This is a genomic window from Leifsonia shinshuensis, assembly GCF_014217625.1.
In the GTDB taxonomy this organism is placed as follows: domain Bacteria; phylum Actinomycetota; class Actinomycetes; order Actinomycetales; family Microbacteriaceae; genus Leifsonia; species Leifsonia shinshuensis_A.
On record NZ_CP043641.1, the window covers coordinates 4,285,778 to 4,306,434 of the forward strand.

The window sequence follows — 20,657 nt, forward strand, 5'->3', positions numbered from 1 at the left end:
CCACCGGCGCGTCGTTCACGAGCGCCGGGCGAGCAGCACGGTCGTCGTGACCTCCTCGACCAGGTCCTCCCCGGCGAGCGGGCGCAGCAGGTCGCGAAGCTCGTCCATCCTCGTCAGCTGCTCGGCGCCCAGCGCGCTTCCGAGGTGCCCGAGCACCCAGTCGAGCGTGACGTGGTGGGCCGCCTGCCAGGTCAGCACCTCGGCGCCGAGACCGAGGGAGGCCGCCGTCTCGCGGCGCTCGTCGAGGGCCGGGCGGTCGGTCCGGCAGTTGCCGGTCACGGGGCCGTAGAGCGACTCCAGGGCCGACCGGACGGTTCGCTGCCACGGGGCGGGGCCGAGCCAGAGCGGTGGGCCCTGCGTGACGACCGCGATCGCGCCCCCCGGACGCAGCAGCGCGGCTGCCGCGCCCAGCGTCGCGCGTTCGTCCATCCAGTGCAGAGCGTTGCCGATCGTCACCAGGCCGATCGGGGCGGCGAACGGGATGGCGAGCACGGGGAGATCGCTGTCGTCGCCGAGGACGCACACGACGCGCTCGGCGTGGCGGGCGCGCAGGCCGGCGAGCATGTCGGGTTCGGGGTCGATCGCGACCACGGCGGCGCAGTGCGGCGCGAGCGGGGCCGCGAGCTGGCCGGTGCCGCAGCCGAGGTCCACGGCGACGTCGGTCGCGCGCAGGCCGGCCGCTGCGACGAGGCGGTCGGTCTGGTCGGCGGGGAGGTCGCGCCGGAACTCCGCGTAGTACTGGGCGGTGGTCCCGGCGAAGTCGCTTCTCACGACGCGTCGCTTTTCACGACGCGTCGAGGACCTCGCGGAGCCGGGCGGCGAACTCCCGGGGCTTCCCCGGGTACCCCGAGTCCTCCGCGGCGAAGCCGCCGTGGTGGCTCGGGAAGACGACCGGCTCGGTGCCCAGCAGGGACGCGACCGCGGCGGAGGTGCGGCCGGTGAAGATGCCTTCCGACTCCTCGCCCACCGCGACGACGATGCGCGTCGGGGCGGCCTGCAGCGCGGCGATGTCCGGCCGGTACGCGGTGATCGCGACCGAGCGCTCCGACAGCAGCGGGTCGTCGCGTGAGCCGTCGTCGGCGGTGGGCATCCCGAACATCGCCGGGTCCGGCGCCGGGAGGGCGAAGTAGTCGTCGGTGAACTCGCCGCGCCACGACGTCATCATGACGAACGCGGCCATGCCCGCCCCGAAACCCTTCGCGTCGTATGCCGCGTGCACGTCGGCGAGGCCCCGCTCGGCGGCCTCCGCGTCGGGGAGGACGCCCGGCAGCGGCGGCTCGTGCGCGACCAGGGTGCGCACGTCCTCCGGGTGGGCGGCCACCAGGGCCAGCGCGGTCACGGCGCCGCCGCTGCTCGCGAACAGGTCGACGGGGCCGCCGCCGAGCTCCTGGATGACGGCGTGGACGTCCTCGGCCTGCGTGGTCGGCGTGTTGGTGACCTCGCCGTCGCTGCGGGTGCTGCGCCCGAGCCCCCGCGGGTCGTACGTGACGACCACGCGGTCCGGGAGGTACGACGCCAGCGCGCGGAAGCCGCTCGCGTCCATCGGCTGGCCGATCATGACCAGCGGGGGATGCTCGCCCGACGCGATCTCGGCGTCGGCCACGTCGTAGACGATCTCGGCTCCTGGCGTGGGGAGGGTGCGCGTTTCCATGGCGGACTCGTCTCGGTCGGCGAACGGGTGATGGTGTGGATGCTACGCGCTGGGCCGCGTGCTCTGCCACACACATCCGGCCATGCTCCGCCCACCATTCGGCCAGAGCCCGCCCACCGTTCGGCTGACCGGCCCGCGTTCACCACCACCGGCTACAGTGGCAGGTCGACCCCCGATCGGAGACCGGATGGCCCACGCCCACGCCCACTCGCACGCCCCCACCGGCCGGACCCCGAAGGCGGGCCGAACACTGCGGGCCGTGGTCGCCGGCATCTTGATAGCGGCGGCGCTCGCGACGGTGGCCGGACTGGCGCTGCTCTGGCCGGATCACGCGAAGGTGGTCACCGCGTCGTCCAAGATCGAGTTCGCGCCGAAGGGGACGACCTTCCCGACTGGGAGGATCGTCGCGCTGCAGCAGGACTGCCCCGGCTACTTCTCGTCGACCGCGACCGCTGCGCCGGGCGACACCCGCGCCTGTCAGCTTGCGAAGGTCCAGCTGCTGCAGGGGCCGCACGAGGGCCGCACCGTCACCATCCCGCTGCTCTGGCCGTACGCGACGGCGGGCCTGCACGTCGGCGACCAGCTGGAGCTCGTCCTCCCGCCGCAGAGCACGGCGAACGCCGCCCAGGGCAGCGGCACCGAGGGGATCACCGTCAACGGCGTGATCCGCGACCAGTCGCTCTGGGCGTGGGCGATCGTGTTCGCGATCGTGGTGGTAGCGGTCGGCCTGCTCCGCGGCTTCATGGCGCTGCTGTCGCTGGGGTTCGCCGGCTTCATGCTCGTGACGTTCGTCCTCCCGGCCCTCGTGAGCGGCCGGCCGGGGCTGGCAGTGGGCGTCGTCGGCGGGTCCGCGATCATGTTCGTCGTGCTGTATCTCGCGCACGGTCCGTCGGTCCGGACCAGCGTCGCCCTCCTCGGCACGCTGTTCGGGATCGCGCTCACGGCCGGGATCGCGCAGCTCGCCGTCACCACGACCCACCTCACCGGGGTGACCGGCGACGTCGGCGGGATGCTCGCCGGCACCACGCAGATCGACTTCCGCGGGGTGCTGACCTGCGCGATCGTCATCGCCGGGCTCGGCGTCCTCAACGACGTGACCGTCACGCAGGCCTCCGCGGTCTGGGAGCTGCGGGCCGCGTCGCCCACGCTGACGCGCCGCCAGCTGTTCGGCCGCGCGATGCGGATCGGCCGCGACCACATCGCCTCCACCATCTACACGATCGCCTTCGCGTACGCGGGCGCGGCGATGGTGGTACTCATCGTCCTCTACCTCTACGACCGCTCCACGCTCAGCCTGCTGTCCCAGGAGGACCTCGCCGCGGAGGTCGTCCGCACCCTGTGCAGCGGCATCGGGCTCGTCCTCGCGGTCCCGGTCACCACGGCGATCGCCGCCGCGCTCGTCCCGGCGGAGGTCGTGGGCGCGGAGGAGAGCCGGCTGCTCGACGCGCTCAAGCTGCGCTGGTACTCCTTCATCCCGCGGGCGGCGCCCGTCGAGGAGCCGTCGCGGCCGTACTGACCGCCGGCCCGGCTGACGGGCGCCGGCCGGGAGACCCGCCCGCACGAGGATGTGCCCCTCCGTCTACCCGAGAACTGGGGCGGCCGCCAGGCTTCGAGTTCGCTGATCCGGGCCGTTCATCCCAGGTCGGCGACCTACTGTTCTTGCGAAGGCGGGGGAACCGTTGTGAGACAGGAAATGAACATGGGTGCAGCGATTACTCCGCTGAGGAAGCCGACGCCCGTCGCGCACGTCGAGACCATCCCGGGGTCGGGTGACGGCGAGAGCAGGACGATCAGCGTCCGCTGCTGGTGCCCGATCGGCCACGACCACACGTACGCCGAGTGGGTGGAGCTGTTCGGGCGGTCCCAGTACGACGTGCGCTGAGCGCGCCCGCCCTCACCGCGCCCTCACCAGGGCGCGACGGTCCCGTCCCAGGAGAACAGCAGCCCGCTCGGCCCGTCGTCGGGCAGCGTCGCGAGCCGCACGGCGCCCTCCGCGGCCTCGGCCGGGTCGCCGCCGGCGCCCGCCGCACGCGGGTTCAGGTTGGTGGCGCGCAGGCCGGGGGCCAGGGCGTTGACCTTGACGCCGTCCGCGGCGAGGGCGTGGGAGTAGAAGATGGTCAGGCCGTCGAGCGCGGCCTTCGACGACCGGTAGGCCGCGCCGCGTCCCGACGAGGCGGCGACGTGGTCGAACTGCGGGTTCGGCCCGGTGCTCCAGGTCAGCGATCCGGTGCCGCTGGAGATGTTGACGATCCGGGGATGCGCGGAGCGGCGGAGTGCCGGGAGGAACGCGTTCGTCACGGCCACGACTCCGAACACGTTGGTCTCGTAGGTGCGCCGGAACACCTCCACGTCCACGTCGGTGACGACGTCCGCGATGTCGAGCGAGATGCCGGCGTTGTTGATCAGCACGTCCAGTGCAGGCACGGCCGCGGCGGCGGAGGCGACGCTGTCGGCGTCGGTGACGTCGAGCGGGAGGACGGTGCCGCCGACCTCGGCGGCCGTCTCCTCGCCGCGGGCACGGTCTCGGGCGCCGAGCAGGACGTTCCAGCCCCGTGCGGCGAGCTGCCGGGCGATCTCCTTCCCGATGCCGCTGGTGGCGCCGGTGACGAGGACAGTGGGGGGAGTGGGGTCGGTGGTGGTGTTCACACCCTCCATGCTGCGCCGGACCGTACGACGGAGCCAGGCCCGGCGAGTACCACCTTCGGCACGTCGGCCTCCCAGGTCAGCGGCTGGACGAACAGCTGCCGCTTGCCGCCGACGGAGTTCCAGGCGTGGAAGGCGATCCGGTCGCTGCCGTCGTCCAGCCGGAGCACCGAGTTGTGGCCGGGGCCGAGGAGGCCGGTCAGCCGGGTGCTGAGGATGTCCGCCGCCTCGCGGACCTCGTGGGACCACGGGCCGAGCGGATGCGGCGCGGTCGCGACCGAGACGCCGTAGCCGTCGCCCTCCCAGCGGCCGCCGGAGAAGAACAGCCGGTAGGCGTCTCCGCGCCGGACGACGCTCGGGCCTTCGAGCGTGTGCCAGTCGAGGATGCGGCCGTACATCGGGCGGGCGCGCTCGAAGAGCTGCCAGTCGGCGTCGGGCGCGAGCACCGCGACGGGGTCGGAGCCGGGGCGCGTCGGGCTGTCGAGGCGCATCACCGCGAGGTGCGTGCCTGGCCGGTCGCCGGTGAGCACGTCGCGGGCGAAGAACAGGTACCTGCTGCCGTCCGCGTCCTGGAACGGGTGCGCGTCGATGGCGAACGATTCGCCCGGAGTGAGGTTCACGCCCTGGTCGACGAACGGGCCGAGCGGGGAGTCCGCCCGCGCGACCCGGAGGTGGTGGCCGATGATCCCGTGGCCGACGGAGTAGTACATCCAGTAGGCGCCGTCCGCCGCGATGACTTCGGGCGCCCAGTAGGCGTCGCCGAGCGCCGGATCCGGCCGCTCCAGCACGCCGCCTGCGCTCGTCCAGTGCACGAGGTCGGGGGACCGGAGCGCCTCGAACGCGTGCGTCTCTGTGCCGTCGAGCGTGCGGTCGTCGCCCGAGCCGTAGGCGATGAACGCGCCGCCGAACCGGGCGAGGAACGGGTCGGCGAAGTAGCCGTCGTAGACCGGCTCGGCGTGCAGCGGCTCGGCGTGGAGCGGCACCGTGTGAGCCGGCTCAGAGCGCGAGCTCATCGGCGACCTCCTCCCCGGTCTCGGCGACAGACTCCGCAGCCAGCCGCGCGTACAGCGCCGCCGCCGCGGTGGGCACCCGCGCGAGGCGGCCGTCGGCCTGCTCGTCCAGCCGGATCACCCCCATGCGCCGCAGGAACGGCGTCTTGGGCCGGATCCCGTCTCCGGAGTGCTGGCGCGCGGCGACGATGTCGTCGTCCACCACGAACTCCTCGACGTTGCGGCCCCCCGAGGCGTACGACCAGTCCACGAAGTCGAAGACCGGCCACCAGGTGTAGCCGCGGATGTCGAGCCCCTCGTCGCGCAGCTCCCCGATCGACCGCACCGAGTCGTCCAGCCACGCGGAGCGGACCTCGTCGTCGCCTTCGATGCTCGTCTCGGTGATCAGCATCGGGAGCCCGTACCGGGCGGAGAACGCACGCAGGCTGTCGGCGAGGCCGTCGCTCCAGCGATTGGTCGCGACCTGCGCCACCTCCTCGCCGCGCTGCACGAGCGTGCGCGGCGAGAGGTCGGGGTAGTAGTTGACGCCCAGCAGGTCGACGGTCGGCGGCGCGGCCGTCAGGCGCTCCAGGCGCTCCGGCGCCGCGCCCTGCTCCAGCAGCCAGCCGTGCAGCGGGTGGGAGGCGTCGACGCGGCCGAGCAGGAGGTCGGTCGGCAGCATCCCCACCGACTCCAGCAGCGCGGCGTGCCCGGCGAGAGCGGGATCGTCCGTCCGGTAGAGCGAGGAGGCCTCCACGTGCACGACGACCGCGTCCGGGTTCGCCGCGCGCACGGCGCGGATGGTCTCGGCCATGCCCTCCACGACGCCGAGGGTCACGGCCGTCCAGCCGTCCCAGCCGGTCAGCGACGGCGGCCAGACGCCCCGGAGGCCGCAGAACGACGCCGTCGTCAGCGGCTCGTTCAGCGGCGTCACGTGGTCCACGATCCCGCGGTAGCGCGCGGCGAAGGCGCCGGCGAACTCCGCGACCGTCTGCGGATATCGCGCGTCGGCGAACGACGCGCGCAGCCAGGTCGGCGTGCCGTAGTGCACGAGGTCCGCGATCACGGTGAGCCCGAGCTCGTCGGCTGCGTAGCGGAGGCGCTCGTCCAGCATCGACCAGTCGAACGTCCCCGGCGCGGTGTGCACCAACGGCCAGTTCACGCCGTACCGAACGACCGTCGCGCCGAGGTCGCGGACCGCCCGGAGGTCGTCCCGCCAGTTCTCGGTGTGCTCGGTGAGGTCGTACTCGTCCAGATCGGCCATCGCGAAGTGCTCCGGCGGGTAGACGCAGGTGTCCTCGATCCCGGCCGCCCAGGCGAACTCGCCCGGGCCCAGCCCCGCGGCCGTCACTTGAGCCCCGTCGTGGCGACGCCGGCCACGAAGTACTTCTGCGCGAAGAAGAACGCGACGGCGATCGGGATGAGCGAGATGGTGGCTCCCGCGAGCAGCACGGCGTGGTCGGTCACATGCTGGCCACCGAACAGGGTCAGGCCGGCGGGCAGCGTGAGCATGTTCGGGTCGCTGGTGACGACGAGCGGCCAGAGCAGGTCGTTCCAGAGGTTCATGAAGTTGAGGATCGCGACGGTGGCGATGGCGGGCTTGGCCAGCGGCAGGATGATCCTCCAGTAGATGCGGAAGTGGCCGGCGCCGTCGATCCGGGCGGCCTCGTCCAGTTCGGTCGGGATGCTGATGAAGAACTGCCGGAACAGGAAGATCCCGAAGGCGCTCGTCGCGCGCGGCACGATCAGCCCCTGGTAGGTGTTCAGCCAGCCGAAGTGGAACAGCTCGATGAACACCGGGATGAGGGTCACCTGGAACGGCACCATCAGCGTCGCGATCACCAGGATGAACGCGAGGTTGCGGCCGCGGAACTTCAGCCGGGCCAGCGCGTACGCGCACATCGAGTCGAACAGCAGCGTGAGCGCCGTGGTGACGCCCGCGAACAGGAACGTGTTGCCGAGCAACCGCAGGAACGGCAGTTGCTCCCAGACGCCGAGGTAGCCGTGCAGCGTGATCGAGGTGGGGAAGAGCGAGGCCGGGTTGCCGAACAGGTCGCTCTCGCTGCGGAACGAGCCGGACACCATCCAGATGAACGGCACGATCGCGAAGAGGACGCCGATCCCGAGAAGGATCCATTTGGACGACGCGGCGAGGCCGGCGAGGGCGCCCGGCCGTCTCATGCGGACACCGGTTTCAGTCGACATCGTTGTACCTGAACAATCTGAGCTGGAGGAGCGAGAGGAGCATGATGATCGCGAACAGGACCCACGAGATCGCCGACGCGTAGCCGGTCTGGTAGTTCACGAAACCGTCGCGGTAGATGAGGTTCACCAGGCTGTCGGTGCGGAACACCGGGCCGCCGTCGGTCATCACGTAGACCAGGTCGAACACCTGCAGCGACTGGATGGTGAGGATCATCGTGGCGAACAGCAGGGTCGGCCGCACGCTCGGGATGGTGATGTGCAGCGTGAGCTGCCGGTTGTTCGCGCCGTCGAGCCGGCCGGCCTCGTAGCGCTCGGCCGGGACCGCCTTCAGCGCGGCGACGAACAGGATCATGGCGAATCCGACGCTGCGCCAGACGGCCACGAAGATGACGCTCGGCAGCGCGAGGGAGGTCGACTGCAGCCAGGCGACCGGCTGGAGGCCGAGCAGCTGGGTGAGGCCCCCCACCAGTCCGATGCTCGGGTCGAGCAGGAACTTCCAGACCAGGCCGATGGTGACGAACGACACGATCGTGGGGAAGAAGTAGATCGAGCGGACGACCCGGGTGATCAGGTTGTCCTTGAGTAGCAGCAGCGCGGAGCCGAAGCCGAGGGTGATCTGGAGGACGACGGCGAACGCGGTGAAGACCAGGGTGACGCCGAGGGCATTCCAGAACTGGGGGTCCTGGAAGAGCTTGATGTAGTTGCCGAAGCCGAGGAAGGTCTGGCTCGACGCGCCGATGGTCCAGTCGAAGAAGCTGTAGTACAGCGTCTGCAGGATCGGGAACAGGACGAAGACGCCCAGGATGATCAGGCTCGGCGCCATGAACAGCCACGCCGGCTGGAATCGCAGCCGGCGGCGCGGGCTCGTCTCCCCGCGCGTGCCCGGGCGCCCGGACCGCTCCGCGTCCCGGGGGAGGGGACCCGCCCCGTCCCGCGCGGGGCGGGACAGGGCGGGCTCGGTGGTGTGGGTGCTCACTACTTGCTGCACCCGGTGAGGCTGTCGATCGTCTTGGCCGCGTCGGCGGTGGCGGAGGCGACCGAGGTGCCGCGGGTGATCTGGCCGATCAGCGGCACGTACGCGTTGGCGTCGACCTGGGTCGCGTTGGTGACGTGCGGCAGGTAGAGCCGCGAGTCCGGGACCTGGGAGGTGAAGATCGACACGGTCGGGTCGGCCTTCAGCTTGGCGTCGTCGGCGAGGTCGGTGCGCAGCGGCGGGAAGCCGGTCTGCAGCGAGAACTTCTCCTGCGCGGTCTTGCTGGTCCAGTAGGCCAGGAACTCCTGTGCCTCCTGCGGGTGCTTCGTCTTGGCCGAGATGGCGAGCGGCGCAGTGGAGCCGAGCGTCACGCTCGAGCCGTCGACGCCGACCGGGACCTTCGCGATGCCGAGGTCGATGCCGGCGGACTTGTAGCCGGGGGCCGCCCACGGTCCGTTGATCTCCATCGCAGCCTTGCCGGCCGAGAACAGCGAGTCGGCCTGGGCGCCGGTCTGCCCGACGGGGGAGATCTTGTCCTGGACGACCAGGTCGCTCCACGTCGACAGGCTCTTCTGCCCTGCACTGGTCTGCACGACGCTGCAGCCCTTCGCGTCGACGATGTCGCCGCCCTCCAGCCACTGCAGGATCGGCCACATCTGGATGGTCTGGTTGTCCGCCAGCGACAGGCCGTACTGCGTCTGGCCGCCGTTCAGCGTCAGCTTCTTGGCGTCGGCCTGCAGCTCGGCGACGGTGCTGGGCGGGTTGGCGATCCCGGCCGCGGCGAACGCCTTCTTGTTGTAGTAGAGGCTGAGCGTCGCGAAGTTGGCCGGGACGGCGTAGAGCTTGCCATCGTAGGTGAACTCCTTGACGGTGCCAGGGGCGAGCTTGTCGGTGTTGATCTTCGTGTCGCCCGAGCCGGTGTCGGTGATGGCGAGGACCGAGTTGGTCTTCACGTACTGGGCGATCGCGTTCGGGTCGCTGGAGGGCGCCGCGATGTCGGGGCCCTGCCCGGTCAGCCATGCCGAGGGCAGCTTCTGGGCGATGGTGTCCCAGGGCTGCACGTTCATGGTGACGTGGATGTTCGGGTGCGAGGCGTTGAAGTCCTTGACGATCGTGTCGTACCCCGGACGGTCGCCGCCGGTGAAGCCGGTCCAGACGGTGAGGTCGACCTTGCCGCCTGCGGTGCCGGACGTGCCGGAGCAGGCCGTGAGCGCGAGCATCGACGCGGCGACGCCGGCGGCGACGACGAGGGATCTGCGGATTTTCATCGAGTGTTCTCCTTTGAGCAGTGCAGATGAGGGGAGGGGGCGGTGCTGTGGGTGGGGTGGAGAGGGGATGGTGCGAGTGGGGCGAGGTGGAGCGGTATCGGGGAAGGGTCAGGGGAATCGGGTCAGGGGGAGTGGGTCACGGGTTCTCGGGGCAGCCGCACGAGCGGCGCGGCACGAAGGTCACGCCGAGCTCCTCGTGAGCCGGGCCGTCGAACCGTCCGTCGACCAGGTCGAAGAGGCGCTCGGTGGCGCGGCGGGCCATCTCCTCGGCGGGGACGGCCATGGTCGTGATGCCCGGGGTCGTGACGCGCGCGAGCCCGAAGTCGTCGAAGCCGACGATCGAGATGTCCTCCGGCACGCGGAGGCCGGCGCGTTTGAGCTCCTGGAGGCCGCCGAACGCCATGTCGTCGTTCGCGAAGACGATGCCGTCGACCTCCCGGCCGTCCGCCAGCGCCGCGACGACCGCGGCGGCGCCGGACTCCTCGTTGAACTCGCCGCGGAGGACGAGGGCATCGGACTCCAGGCCGCGCGACCGCACAGCGGCGAGGAAGCCCTCGCGCCGGTCGAGGCCGGTCTGGTGGTCGAGCGGGCCGGTCACGTGCACGAGCCTGCGGCGGCCGTGCACGTCGATCAGGTGCTCGGTCAGCGCGCGGGTGGCGGCGACATCGTCGATGCCGATGCTCACCGAGCCAGGGAGGTAGGGGAAGTTGCCGATCAGCACGACCGGGAGGCCGGAGGCGACCAGCTCCTCCACGTGGAAGTCGTCCACCGCCGAGCTGGTGACGATCGCGCCGTCCGCGCTGCGCGAGCGCACGACGCGCTCGTAGGCGGCGACGCCGTTCTCCGCGTCGGAGTTGGTGGAGATGATCACCTGGCTGTCGTGGGCGTTGGCGGCGTCGGACACCCCGGTGAGGACGTGCATGAAGTAGCTGTGCCCGAAGACGTGCTGCGAGGTGTTCGGGACGATGAGGGCGACCGCGCCGGCCCGCTGGTTGCGGAGCGCCCGGCCGGCCGAGCTGGGCACGTAGCCGAGCTCCTGGGCGGCCTGCCGCACGGCCGCCTTGGTCTTGGAGCTGATCCGGGCATGGTCGGCGAGCGCCATGGAGGCCGCGGAGGAGGTGATGCCGACGCGCTCGGCGACATCCTTCAGGGTGACGGTCGAACGTGCGTCCCGCGTCTTCGGCATCAGTGCCCTCCCATGTCGTGGCCGGTGTCGGCTGCTGTTCGCTGCCGTTCGCTGGAGCGGATGCTCGAACGATGGAGCAGGTGTTCAAACGATAAAGCACCCGCTCAAACGATGAAGCGAGTTCGGACTGTGTGTCTGTGGTCGCTCAATCGATTAAGCATCGGACGATTCGCTGAACCGTTCGTGTGCTCAATCGATAAAGCACACCATAAACCGAAGCCTCCCGAGAACGCAAGAAGAATTTTCGGGTCGCCTCCGCAGCGGCCGTGCTAACGTTCTTGCGATCGTGATCCGAGCGCAGGAGGTGAGACCCATGAACGCAGTATCCGTGATGGGTGCTCCCCTGCAGTACACGATCGCGCGACGCCGGTAGCCGTCGCCGGGAGCGCCCGAAGGCATCTTCGCGAAAGGCGACTCCCATGAACGCAGACACTTCCTCCCCTTCCCGCGCGCTCGTCCTGCACGGCGGCGGATCCTCCGGCAACGCCTGGGAACTCGGCGTGATCGCCGGCCTCCTCGACGGCGGCCTGGACGTCACCCGCGCCGACCTGATCGTCGGCACGTCGGCCGGCTCGACGGCCGCCGCCCAGATCACGAGCGCGCCGCCCGGCGAGCTGTACGCCGCCATCCTCGACGCCCCGCCGCCGCAGCGGCCGGCCGGCGCCGCGCCCGGCGCGAGCCGCCCAGACGGTGTCGCCCGCGGCGTGGCAGGCTCGGTCTCCAGTCAGCTGGAGGTCACCGGCCGCATCATCGCGGAGTCCGCCGACGCCGCCGACATGCGACGCCGGATGGGCGCCTGGGCGATCGGGCTCGCCAACGACGCCGGCCCGGAGCGTCAGGCGCAGTGGCGCGGGACCGTGGCCTCCCGCCTGCCGAGCCAGGAGTGGCCGGAGCAGAACGTGGTCATCACCGCGGTGGACGCGCGCACCGGCGAGGGCGCGACCTTCGACCGGCACAGCGGCGTCGCCCTGGCCGACGCCGTCGCGGCGAGCTGCTCCAGCGGCTTCGCCTACGCCCTCGGCGACGAGCGCTACATCGACGGCGGCTACCGGCGCAACGAGAACGCCGACCTCGCGGCCGGCTACGACCGCGTGCTCGTGCTCTCCCCGTTCGGCGGCCGCACGCGGCATCCGCTCGAGTGGGGGATGCAGCTCTCCGCGCAGGTGGACGAGCTGCGGGCCGGCGGCAGCGAGGTCGAGACGATCGTGCCCGACGCGGCGTCGCTGGACGCGTTCGGCGAGAGCATGATGGACCTCTCGCGTCGCCCGGCGTCGGCGCAGGCCGGTTACGGCCAGGGGAGGGCGGCCGCCGGTCGGCTCAGCGGGTTCTGGGCGGCCGACGCGCGCTGAACGGCGAGCGGCCGCCGATCGTCCGGTCGGCGGCCGCTGTCGTCCGGTCCGGGCGCGTCAGTCCCGGTCGTGGTCCTCCCTGCCGCGGTGCAGTGCGTCTTTCACACGCTCGACCCCTTCGGTGATCAGCGAGGTGGCCGAGTCCTTGATCGCGCCGATCCCGTCCGGGTCTCCCTTCAGCAGCGCGAGGCCGGTGTTCTTGGCGAACTCGAACGTGATGTGCGGCGGCAGCGGCGGCACGTTCTTGCTGGTGTGCGCGTCGATGAGCGTCACGCCGGGATGCGCGAGGGCGGCGTCCCAGGCGGCTTCGATCTGGTCGTCGGAGGTCACCGTGATGCCCTGGAAGCCCAGCAGCTGCGCCCAGCCGGCGTAGTCGACCGACTCGACGTCCTGGGAGGTCGACCAGACCGGGTTCGCGTCCTCGGTGCGCATCTCCCACGACACCTGGGTGAGGTCGTCGTTGTGCAGCACCAGGACGACGAAATTCGGGTTGGACCAGCGCGACAGGTACTTCTTCACGGTGATCAGCTCGTTCATCCCGAGCATCTGGAACGCGCCGTCGCCGATCGTGCAGACCACCGTGCGCTCCGGGTAGGCGAACTTGGCCGCCTCCGCGTACGGCATCGCGGCGAGCATCGTCGCCAGGCGGCCGGAGAGGTCGCCGCGCATCCCGTCGCGCAGCCGGATGTGCTGGCCGTACCAGTCGGCGGTGGTGCCGGCGTCGGCGGTGACGATGGCGCCGCCGGGCAGGCGCTTGTTCAGCTCGTGGTAGACCCGGCGCGGGTTCACACCGTCGTCGTAGTGCTGCTCGGCCTGGGCGGCGAGCTCGTCGTCCCACTCGCGCATGCCGGCGGCCGCCTTCTCCTGCCAGGACAGGTCGTCCTTCTGCGTCAGCAGCGGGATCAGCCCGGCCAGCGTGGTCTTCACGTCGCCCCAGATGCTCACATCGGTGGGATAGCGGAGGCCGAGCTGCTCGGGCCGCAGGTCGATCTGCACCGCCTTGGCCTGCCCGGTCGCCGGCAGGAACTGGCCGTACGGGTAGTTGGTGCCGAGCAGGACGAGCGTGTCGCAGTCCTGCATCTGGTCGTAGCTCGGCCGCGAGCCGAGGAGGCCGAGCTGCTGGGTGTGGAACGGCACGTCGCCAGGGACGACCTGCTTCCCGCGCAGCGTCGTCATCAGCCCCGCGCCGGTCAGCCGGGCGGCCGCGAGGACCTCCTCGGTCGCGCCGGCCGCGCCGTGCCCGACCAGGAACGTGACCCGCTCGCCTGCGTTGATGATGTCCGCGGCGGCGCGCAGCTGCTCGGCGGGCGGCGCGATCGCGGTCGACGGCGGCACGGCGCTCGACCGGGACACCCACATCTCCGCGCCGGGAACCGCCATCTCCATCCCCTGCACGTCGTGCGGCAGGATGACGACGCACGGCTGCTTGCGGGTGATCGCCGTGCGGAACGCGGTGTCGATCACGGCCTGCGCCTGCTCTGGGGACACGATCGTCTGCACGTACTCGGCGACGTCGGAGAACGTCTGCTCGAGCTTGCTCTCCTGCTGGTTGAAGGTGCCGAAGGAGTTGAGCCCCTGCTGGCCGACGATCGCCACGACGGGCTGGTTGTCCATCTTCGCGTCGTAGAGGCCGTTCATCAGGTGGAAGCCGCCGGGGCTGGAGGTCGCGATGCAGACGCCGACCTCGCCGGTGAACTTCGCGTGCGCCGTGGCCATCAGGGCGCAGATCTCCTCGTGCGTCGGGCGGATGTACTCCAGCCCCTCGCCGCCGCGCTCGGCCTTTCCCAGCATCCCGTCGAACTCGCCGATGCCGTCGCCGGGGAAGCCGAACACGCGTCGGACGCCCCACTCCCGCAGCCGTCCGATCACGAACTCGCTGACTGTCGTCGCCATGTGTCTGTCTCTCCTTCGGTCGTCAGTCGTTGCGTTGGATGAGCCGGTCCGCCGCCCGCGCGGCGACGGCCATGATGGTCAGGGCGGGATTGGCGCTGCCCTGCGTGGGCAGCACGCTGCCGTCCGTGATGAGCAGATTGGGGACAGCGAACGTCCGGCAGTCGGCGTCCACAACCCCTTGCGTCTCGTCTGCGCCCATGCGTGCGCCACCGACCAGGTGGGCGTAGCGCTGGACGGTCATCGTCTCCTGGGCTCCCGCGGCCTCCAGGATGCGCTCCATGGTCGCCTGAGCGGCCGTGGCCAGCGCGCGGTCGTTGTCGCCCTGCGAGTACGCGAAGTGCGCGACCGGGAGGCCGTAGCGGTCCTTCTCGTCGGCCAGCGTGACGCGGTTCTCGGCCCGGGGGAGGAACTCGCAGAGCGCGCCGAGGCACGCCCAGTGCACGTAGTCGGACATGTAGCGGCGGAGGTCCGCGCCCCAGTGCCCCTGCGCCATCACGTGCTCGGCCCAGGTGATCGGCAGCGGCGAGACGGTCTGGATGGAGTACCCGCGCTTGTAGGGCTTGCCGGGGTCGGTCTCGTAGAACTCCTCGGTGCTCACCTCGGGAGGCGGCGCCTTCCACATCCGGATCTCCTGCTCGAACCGGCCGGCGGTCTGCGGCGCGCCCTGCACCATCAAGTAACGGCCCACGAGGTCGAAGTCGTTGCAGAGGCCGTCCGGGAAGCGCGCGGACGCCGAGTTGAGCAGCAGCCGCGGCGTCTCGATCGAGTAGCCGGCGATCGCGACCATCCTGGCCTTCTGGAAGCGCGGGACGCCGTCCTTCACGTAGTGCACGCCGGTCGCGCGGCCGGTGAGCGGGTCGACCTCGATGGAGGTCACCATGCTGTCGGCGCGCACCTCGGCGCCGTGCGCGAGCGCGTCGGGGATGTGGGTGATGAGGGGCGACGCCTTGGCGTTGACCTTGCAGCCCTGCAGGCAGAACCCGCGGTAGACGCAGTGCGGCCGATGCCCGAATCGGCCGTTCGGGATGGCGACCGGGCCGACCTTCGCCTCGATGCCCGCAGCGTACGCGCCGCGCAGGAAGGTCTCGCCGTTGCCCGACACCGGGTGCGGCCGGTGCGGGTAGCGGTGCGGATCGCCCCACGGCCAGTCGTCGCCCGCGACCGGGAGCTCGTTCTCGATGTCGTCGTAGAACGGCGCGAGGTCGGGGTACTCCAGCGGCCAGTCCGCTCCGACGCCATCGGCGCTGAAGGTGTGGAAGTCGCTCGGGTGGAAGCGCGGCACGTACCCGGCGTAGTGCACCATCGACCCGCCGACACCGCGGCCGGAGTTGTTCGAGCCGAGGGGCACCGGGTCGTCGCCGCCGATCTGCCGCGGCTCGGTCCAGTAGAGATGGTGGGAGCCGGCCTCGTCGCTCACCCAGTCGCGCGCCGGGTCCCAGAACGGGCCGGCGTCGAAGACGACGGCGTCCCAGCCGGCGCGCGCCAGGCGCTGCAGCAGCACGGAGCCGCCGGCGCCGCAGCCGACGATGGCGATGTCCACCTCGTCGCTGTCGGCGTAGCGCCGCATCTGCTCGGTCAGGCACGGCTCGGCACGGGAGCCGTCGGGCGTCAGCAGCCAGGCGGAGTCGTTGCGGTCGCGGACGCTGCTCACGACGCTGCCGTCCCTGCCCCGGGGAGGTCGCCGGGCCGGGCGTCGGCGACCTCGAACGGCTCGCGGCGGTCGACGCCGAGGTTCTTGTAGCCGCGCGGGTAGGCGGGGCCGGCGAAGCCGATCTCGTCCCAGGCCGCGGGGTGGCTGTAGAAGGCGGTGCACGCGTAGCGCGTCCACAGACTCCAGATCCGGGCGCGGTGGAAGCCGCGCCAGTCGCCGTCGCCGTCCTTCACGTCGGCCAGCAGCGCGACCTGGTCGTCCTCGCCGCACGCGGCGAACGCGCGGCCGTGCCTCGCGTGGGCCTCCGCGTCGAGTGCGGCCAGACTCGTCTTCCAGACGACCCAGTCGTCCGCCATCGAGTCGTAGTGCCAGCCGTCGGTCTCCTTCTCGGCGAGCCGGGCGTCAACCATCGCGGTCACCGGCACGCGCCGGTCGCCGGGATGCTGGTCGAGCAGCCGGTCGAACAGCGCCGTCGCCGCGCCTTCCTCCACCGCGTCGAAGAACCGGATGTCCGGCGGGCGCCCGACGCGATCGAGCACGGTGGCGCGGGTGGTCTCGTCCCAGGCCTGCGCCTGGTCGAGCACGTGGAAGCCCGGGAAGCGCGCGGGAACCTGATCGCCCTGCTGCGCGGCCCTCACTTCTCCCGCCTCAGGATCGCGGCCAGCAGGCCCATCCCGCCGACGAGCGTCACCAGCAGCGGAGCGAGCAACGGCGGCCCCATCTCGAGGTTGTAGCGGAGGTTGTGCCAGCCGCCCGGCTTCTGGCCGACGCCGCGCGCGTGCAGGTAGACGCCCTGCAGGCCGTTCGCCACGATCGTCGCCGCGGCGACCGGCAGCAGCGTCTTGGCGGCGGTCTTGCTGAAGAATCCGGCCACACCGGCCACGGCCCCGATCGGCCCCAGGATCACGGGAGCCCACATCCAGCGGTTGCCGAAGCTCGCCTTGTCGTGCTCGAAGTAGATCTCGGCGGCGGTCACGACCGCGCCCGCGGCGGTCAGCCCGGAGAGCGAGCGCTCGAAGTGTCCGGTCTCCACGTTCCGGACGAGGCGGTCGATCCCGCGGACCGGCTCGGCCCTCCGCAGTCTCGTCGCCGCGCCACGCGTGCTCCGCCGCACGCCCCTGTTCGCTCGCACCCGGTTCGGTCGCACCCCATTTGTTTGCACGATCGCAACGGTTCCACCGTGCGGGCCCGAGGTGAAGGGGGTTGACCGGCTTCTCAGGGACTGTGCATGGAACATCCACGAGCGCTGTTGCCGCCCCGCCGCGGCCGGTGGTAGACCGTCTCGCAGTGCGGGGTGGGGTGCCCCGTCACCTGGGGGTGGGACATGACTGAGAACGTTCCGGCGCCGTCGGCGCCGTCTCCGGCTCCGGCGCCGCGCGCGCCCCGGCCGCGTCGCCGGCTCGGCTGGGTGTGGGCGGTGGCGGCCGTCGTCGTCGCCCTCGCGGCCGGCGTCTTCCTGGGCTGGGGCATCGGGCGCTCCTCCGCCACGACCACTGCCTCCACCCCGGCCGGTACCAGCGCCGCGCAGGAGGTCAGCGCGTGCGACGCCATCACCGTGTCGAACGAGGTGCTCCCGGCCGTCGTCACGGTCTCCGCGGTCGGCTCGGCGGGCGGAGGCACGGGGACGGGCGAGATCATCAGCACGGACGGCTACATCGTCACCAACAACCACGTCATCTCCGCCGCCGTGAACGGCGGGAAGATCTCCGTGCTGACCTCCGGCGGCGTGGACTCCCCGGCGCAGCTCGTCGGCAGGGACCCGCGATCGGACCTCGCCGTGCTCAAGGTCACCGCGTCGTCGTCGCTGCCGACCGTGCCGTGGGGCGACTCGGCGAAGGTGGTCGTCGGCCAGCCCGTGGTCGCCCTCGGCGCCCCGCTCGGCCTCTCCGGCACGGTGACCTCCGGGATCGTCAGCGCGCTCGGCCGCACCGTGCCGGTTCCCGGCGACGACGGGCAGACCGCGATCCTGGCGAACTCCATCCAGACCGACGCCTCGATCAACCCCGGCAACTCCGGGGGCGCGCTGGTGACCTGCGCCGGCGACCTGATCGGCATCAACTCGGCCATCGCGACGGTTCCGAACTCGGCCGGCCAGTCCGGCGGCGGAAGCGTCGGGATCGGCTTCGCCATCCCGTCCGACTTCGCGCACACGATCGTCGACCAGATCATCGCGACCGGCCACGTGACCTACCCGTACTTCGGGATCTCGGTCGCCCCGATCCCGCCGGCAGCGGCCGAGAAGCTGAAGGTCAGCGACGGCCTCTACGTGATCTCGGTGGTCGCCGGTGGCCCGTCGGCCGCTGCGGGCCTCCAGGAGGGCGACGTCATCACTCAGATCGACGGCAAGCCGGCGGCCAACGCCGACGTCCTCATCCAGACGGTGATGACGACGAAGGCGGGCCAGAAGGTCGACGTCACGTACGTGCGAGGCGGCGAGACGAAGACGACGGCGGTCACCCTGGAGACGCCGCCGAGCTGAGCAGGACCGGCGATCAGGGCCGGACGGCGAGGGTGCGCCGGCGGCTAGAGTCGGGGCGTGAGTTCGCCGAGAGAGTCGCACACCGAGGCACCCGCGCTCCCCGTCGCCATCGCCGGCGGCGGCCCGACCGGGATGATGCTCGCCGCCGAGCTGCGTCTGCGCGGCGTCGACGTCGTCGTCCTGGAGCGCGAGGAGCGGCCCAGTCCGCTCGTGCGGTCGCTCGGGCTGCACCCGCGCAGTGTCGAGATCCTCGACATGCGTGGGCTGTTGGAGCGCTTCCTGGCGCTGGGCCGGCGGTATCCCGACGCGGTCGGCCGGTTCGCCGGGATCGCGCCGCCGCACCCCGTGGAGCTGGACAGCGCGCACGCGTACCTCCTCGGCATCCCGCAGACCGTCACCGATCGGCTGCTGGAGGAGCACGCGATCGAGCTGGGCGCGGTGGTGCGGCGCGGGGCCGATGTCGTCGGGTTGGAGCAGGAGTCCGACGGCGTCACCGTCGAGCTCGCGGACGGCGAGCGGCTGCGGTCGCGGTGGCTGGTCGGCTGCGATGGCGGGCGCAGCCTGGTGCGGCGGGAGCTCGGCGTCGGGTTCCCCGGCGAGCCGGCGCGCACCGAGTGGCTGCTCGGCGAGGTGGAGGTGACCATGCCCGCCGAGGAGGTGGCCGCGATCTCCGACGAGGTCCGCAGAACGCATCGCGGGTTCGGGATCGGCCCGGCCGCGGACGGGCTGTTCCGCGCGGTCGTGCCCGCGGCCTCCGTCGCCGAGGACCGCACCGTGCCGCCGACGCTGGACGAGTTCCGGGCGCAGCTGCGCGCCTACGCTGGCACCGACTTCGGGGCGCGCTCGCCGCGGGCGCTGTCCCGCTTCACCGACGCCACCCGGCTCGCCGACCGGTGCCGCGCCGGCCGCGTGCTGCTGGCCGGGGACGCCGCGCACGTCCACCCGCCGCTCGGCGGTCAGGGTCTCAACCTCGGCATCCAGGACGCGTTCAACCTGGGCTGGAAGCTCGCGGCGGAGGCCGGCGGCGGCGCGCCCGACGGCCTCCTGGACAGCTACGAGACCGAGCGGCGCCCGGTCGCGGAGCAGGTGCTCAGCCTGACGCGTGCCCAGAGCGTGCTCATCGACCCGGAGCCCGGGCCGCAGGCCGTGCGGAGGCTGCTCACCGAGCTGATGGCGGTCGACGGGGTCGGCCGCCTCCTCGCCGAGCAGGTCAGCGGGCTGGGCATCCGCTACGACCTCGGCGAGGGGCCGGAGCTCCTCGGCCGGCGGCTCCGCGACCTCCCGCTCCCGGACGGCCGGCTCTACGAGCGGATGCGCGACGGGCGCGGACTCCTGCTCGACCGCACCGGGCGCCTGGAGGCCGCGGGCTGGGCCGGGCGGGTGGGCGTCGTCGCCGACGCGGGCCTCCCGATCGCGGAGTCCGCGGTCCTGCTGAGGCCGGACGGGTACGTCGCCTGGATCGGAGACGACCAGGCGGGGCTGACGGCGGCGCTGCGGAGCTGGTTCGGCGCGGACTGACCTCGCCGCATCGGCCCTAGCCACGCGCGCGCCGGTCGAATACGGTGCACCCGTGGATCTTCGTCTGAATGACACCCTCGCCGTCGTCACCGGCGCCAGCCGCGGCATCGGCCTGGCCGCCGCCCGCGCCCTCCTCGACGAGGGGGCGACGGTGATCGGCGTGGCGCGCACTCCGACCGACGAGTCGCGTGCGCTGGAGGCCGCGACCGGCTTCCGCTTCCACCCCGCCGACCTGTCCGCCCCGGACGGCGTCGCGCGGTTCCGCGAGGAGCTGGCCGGGAGCGCGGACCGAGTGGACGTCCTGGTCAACAACGTCGGGTCCGCGCCGCCGCGCCCCGGCGGGTTCGCCTCCATCACGGACGACGACTGGCTGCGCACGTACGAGCTCAACGCGCTCGCCGCGGTGCGGGTCACCCGTGCGCTGCTCGACCTGATCCCGGACGGCGGGGCGGTCGTGAACGTCGTGAGCGAGAACGCGATCCTCGCCGACCCGCTGGTGATGGACTACAGCGCGGCCAAGGCGGCTCTGCTCAGCTTCACGAAGTCGCTCTCGAAGGAGCTCGGCCCGCGCGGCGTCCGCGTCAACTCGGTCAGCCCCGGGCCGGTCGCGACAGCCCTCTGGCTCGGCGCGGGCGGCGTCGCCCAGACGGTGTCCGCGGCGGGAGGCGGCACGCCGGAGGAGGTGCGGCACGGCGCAGAGCAGGCGATGGTGACCGGCCGCTTCACGACGCCGGAGGAGGTCGGGGCGCTGGTCGCGATGCTCGCCAGCCCGGTGCTCGGGAACCTCACCGGGTCGGATGTGGTGATCGACGGCGGGATGCGCCCGACGATGTGACGGCGGGTGCACTCTGA

General features: G+C 71.9%; 19 protein-coding genes. 6 read left to right on the forward strand and 13 right to left on the reverse strand.

Annotated features, from left to right (window positions below):
• Nucleotides 1–15: 15 nt before the first annotated feature.
• Both F1C12_RS20920 and F1C12_RS20925 read right to left on the reverse strand, forming a co-directional pair.
• A complete protein-coding gene (locus F1C12_RS20920) occupies nt 16–771 on the reverse strand; it encodes a class I SAM-dependent methyltransferase (RefSeq protein WP_185276722.1) in 756 nt (251 codons plus the stop codon).
• 13 nt (nt 772–784) lie between these two features.
• Nucleotides 785–1,651 carry an alpha/beta fold hydrolase gene (locus F1C12_RS20925; RefSeq protein ID WP_185276723.1) on the reverse strand — a complete coding sequence of 289 codons (867 nt, stop codon included), beginning with the start codon at nt 1,649–1,651 and terminating at the stop codon, nt 785–787.
• 187 nt (nt 1,652–1,838) lie between these two features.
• Here F1C12_RS20925 and F1C12_RS20930 point away from each other — a divergent pair, with 187 nt between their 5' ends.
• Both F1C12_RS20930 and F1C12_RS20935 read left to right on the forward strand, forming a co-directional pair.
• On the forward strand, nt 1,839–3,167 hold the full coding sequence (locus F1C12_RS20930; protein WP_185276724.1) for a YibE/F family protein: 1,329 nt from the start codon (nt 1,839–1,841) through the stop codon (nt 3,165–3,167).
• A 183-nt stretch (nt 3,168–3,350) separates the two neighbouring features.
• Entirely contained in the window at nt 3,351–3,533 is a 183-nt protein-coding gene (locus F1C12_RS20935) for a hypothetical protein (RefSeq protein ID WP_185276725.1), read from the forward strand.
• A gap of 23 nt (nt 3,534–3,556) precedes the next feature.
• On the opposite strand, the gene F1C12_RS20940 is transcribed toward F1C12_RS20935, so the two are convergent.
• From F1C12_RS20940 to F1C12_RS20970, 7 genes are all read right to left on the reverse strand, one after another.
• Nucleotides 3,557–4,297 (reverse strand): SDR family NAD(P)-dependent oxidoreductase, encoded by a 741-nt coding sequence (locus F1C12_RS20940; protein WP_258046043.1) that lies wholly within the window; start codon nt 4,295–4,297, stop codon nt 3,557–3,559.
• On the reverse strand, nt 4,294–5,307 hold the full coding sequence (locus F1C12_RS20945) for a glycoside hydrolase family 43 protein (RefSeq protein ID WP_185276727.1): 1,014 nt from the start codon (nt 5,305–5,307) through the stop codon (nt 4,294–4,296). Before F1C12_RS20945 ends, F1C12_RS20940 begins: the two co-directional genes overlap by 4 nt.
• Nucleotides 5,291–6,634, reverse strand: a complete 1,344-nt coding sequence (locus F1C12_RS20950) for a family 1 glycosylhydrolase (RefSeq protein ID WP_185276728.1) — start codon at nt 6,632–6,634, stop codon at nt 5,291–5,293. The genes F1C12_RS20945 and F1C12_RS20950 overlap by 17 nt, the downstream gene beginning before the upstream one ends.
• Complete coding sequence (locus F1C12_RS20955; protein ID WP_219732663.1) at nt 6,631–7,488, reverse strand: carbohydrate ABC transporter permease; 858 nt, start codon at nt 7,486–7,488, stop codon at nt 6,631–6,633. The genes F1C12_RS20950 and F1C12_RS20955 overlap by 4 nt, the downstream gene beginning before the upstream one ends.
• Nucleotides 7,478–8,464, reverse strand: coding sequence for a carbohydrate ABC transporter permease (locus tag F1C12_RS20960; protein ID WP_219732664.1), 987 nt, complete (start codon nt 8,462–8,464; stop codon nt 7,478–7,480). The genes F1C12_RS20955 and F1C12_RS20960 overlap by 11 nt, the downstream gene beginning before the upstream one ends.
• On the reverse strand, nt 8,464–9,729 hold the full coding sequence (locus F1C12_RS20965; RefSeq protein WP_185276729.1) for an ABC transporter substrate-binding protein: 1,266 nt from the start codon (nt 9,727–9,729) through the stop codon (nt 8,464–8,466). The genes F1C12_RS20960 and F1C12_RS20965 overlap by 1 nt, the downstream gene beginning before the upstream one ends.
• A 136-nt stretch (nt 9,730–9,865) precedes the next feature.
• Entirely contained in the window at nt 9,866–10,915 is a 1,050-nt protein-coding gene (locus tag F1C12_RS20970) for a LacI family DNA-binding transcriptional regulator (protein WP_185276730.1), read from the reverse strand.
• A 419-nt stretch (nt 10,916–11,334) separates the two neighbouring features.
• On the opposite strand from F1C12_RS20970, the gene F1C12_RS20975 reads away from it, so the two are divergent.
• Nucleotides 11,335–12,264, forward strand: coding sequence for a patatin-like phospholipase family protein (locus F1C12_RS20975; RefSeq protein ID WP_185276731.1), 930 nt, complete (start codon nt 11,335–11,337; stop codon nt 12,262–12,264).
• Between the two features lie 57 nt (nt 12,265–12,321).
• Here F1C12_RS20975 and F1C12_RS20980 read toward each other — a convergent pair whose 3' ends face one another.
• The 4 genes from F1C12_RS20980 to F1C12_RS20995 are packed head-to-tail and all read right to left on the reverse strand — an operon-like array spanning nt 12,322 to nt 16,922.
• On the reverse strand, nt 12,322–14,157 hold the full coding sequence (locus tag F1C12_RS20980) for a thiamine pyrophosphate-requiring protein (protein ID WP_185276732.1): 1,836 nt from the start codon (nt 14,155–14,157) through the stop codon (nt 12,322–12,324).
• Between the two features lie 22 nt (nt 14,158–14,179).
• Nucleotides 14,180–15,808 carry a GMC family oxidoreductase gene (locus F1C12_RS20985; protein WP_219732665.1) on the reverse strand — a complete coding sequence of 543 codons (1,629 nt, stop codon included), beginning with the start codon at nt 15,806–15,808 and terminating at the stop codon, nt 14,180–14,182.
• Nucleotides 15,805–16,446 carry a gluconate 2-dehydrogenase subunit 3 family protein gene (locus tag F1C12_RS20990; RefSeq protein ID WP_185276733.1) on the reverse strand — a complete coding sequence of 214 codons (642 nt, stop codon included), beginning with the start codon at nt 16,444–16,446 and terminating at the stop codon, nt 15,805–15,807. The genes F1C12_RS20985 and F1C12_RS20990 overlap by 4 nt, the downstream gene beginning before the upstream one ends.
• Complete coding sequence (locus F1C12_RS20995) at nt 16,443–16,922, reverse strand: hypothetical protein (RefSeq protein WP_258046044.1); 480 nt, start codon at nt 16,920–16,922, stop codon at nt 16,443–16,445. The genes F1C12_RS20990 and F1C12_RS20995 overlap by 4 nt, the downstream gene beginning before the upstream one ends.
• Before the next feature lie 210 nt (nt 16,923–17,132).
• Here F1C12_RS20995 and F1C12_RS21000 point away from each other — a divergent pair, with 210 nt between their 5' ends.
• The 3 genes from F1C12_RS21000 (at nt 17,133) to F1C12_RS21010 (ending at nt 20,640) form a co-directional block, all read left to right on the forward strand.
• A complete protein-coding gene (locus tag F1C12_RS21000) occupies nt 17,133–18,287 on the forward strand; it encodes a S1C family serine protease (protein ID WP_185276734.1) in 1,155 nt (384 codons plus the stop codon).
• A gap of 132 nt (nt 18,288–18,419) precedes the next feature.
• The gene (locus F1C12_RS21005) at nt 18,420–19,805 is read left to right on the forward strand and encodes an FAD-dependent monooxygenase (RefSeq protein WP_185279105.1); all 1,386 of its coding nucleotides are present in this window, start codon (nt 18,420–18,422) and stop codon (nt 19,803–19,805) included.
• A 52-nt stretch (nt 19,806–19,857) separates the two neighbouring features.
• Nucleotides 19,858–20,640, forward strand: a complete 783-nt coding sequence (locus F1C12_RS21010; RefSeq protein ID WP_185276735.1) for an SDR family NAD(P)-dependent oxidoreductase — start codon at nt 19,858–19,860, stop codon at nt 20,638–20,640.
• The last annotated feature ends 17 nt before the right edge of the window (nt 20,641–20,657 follow it).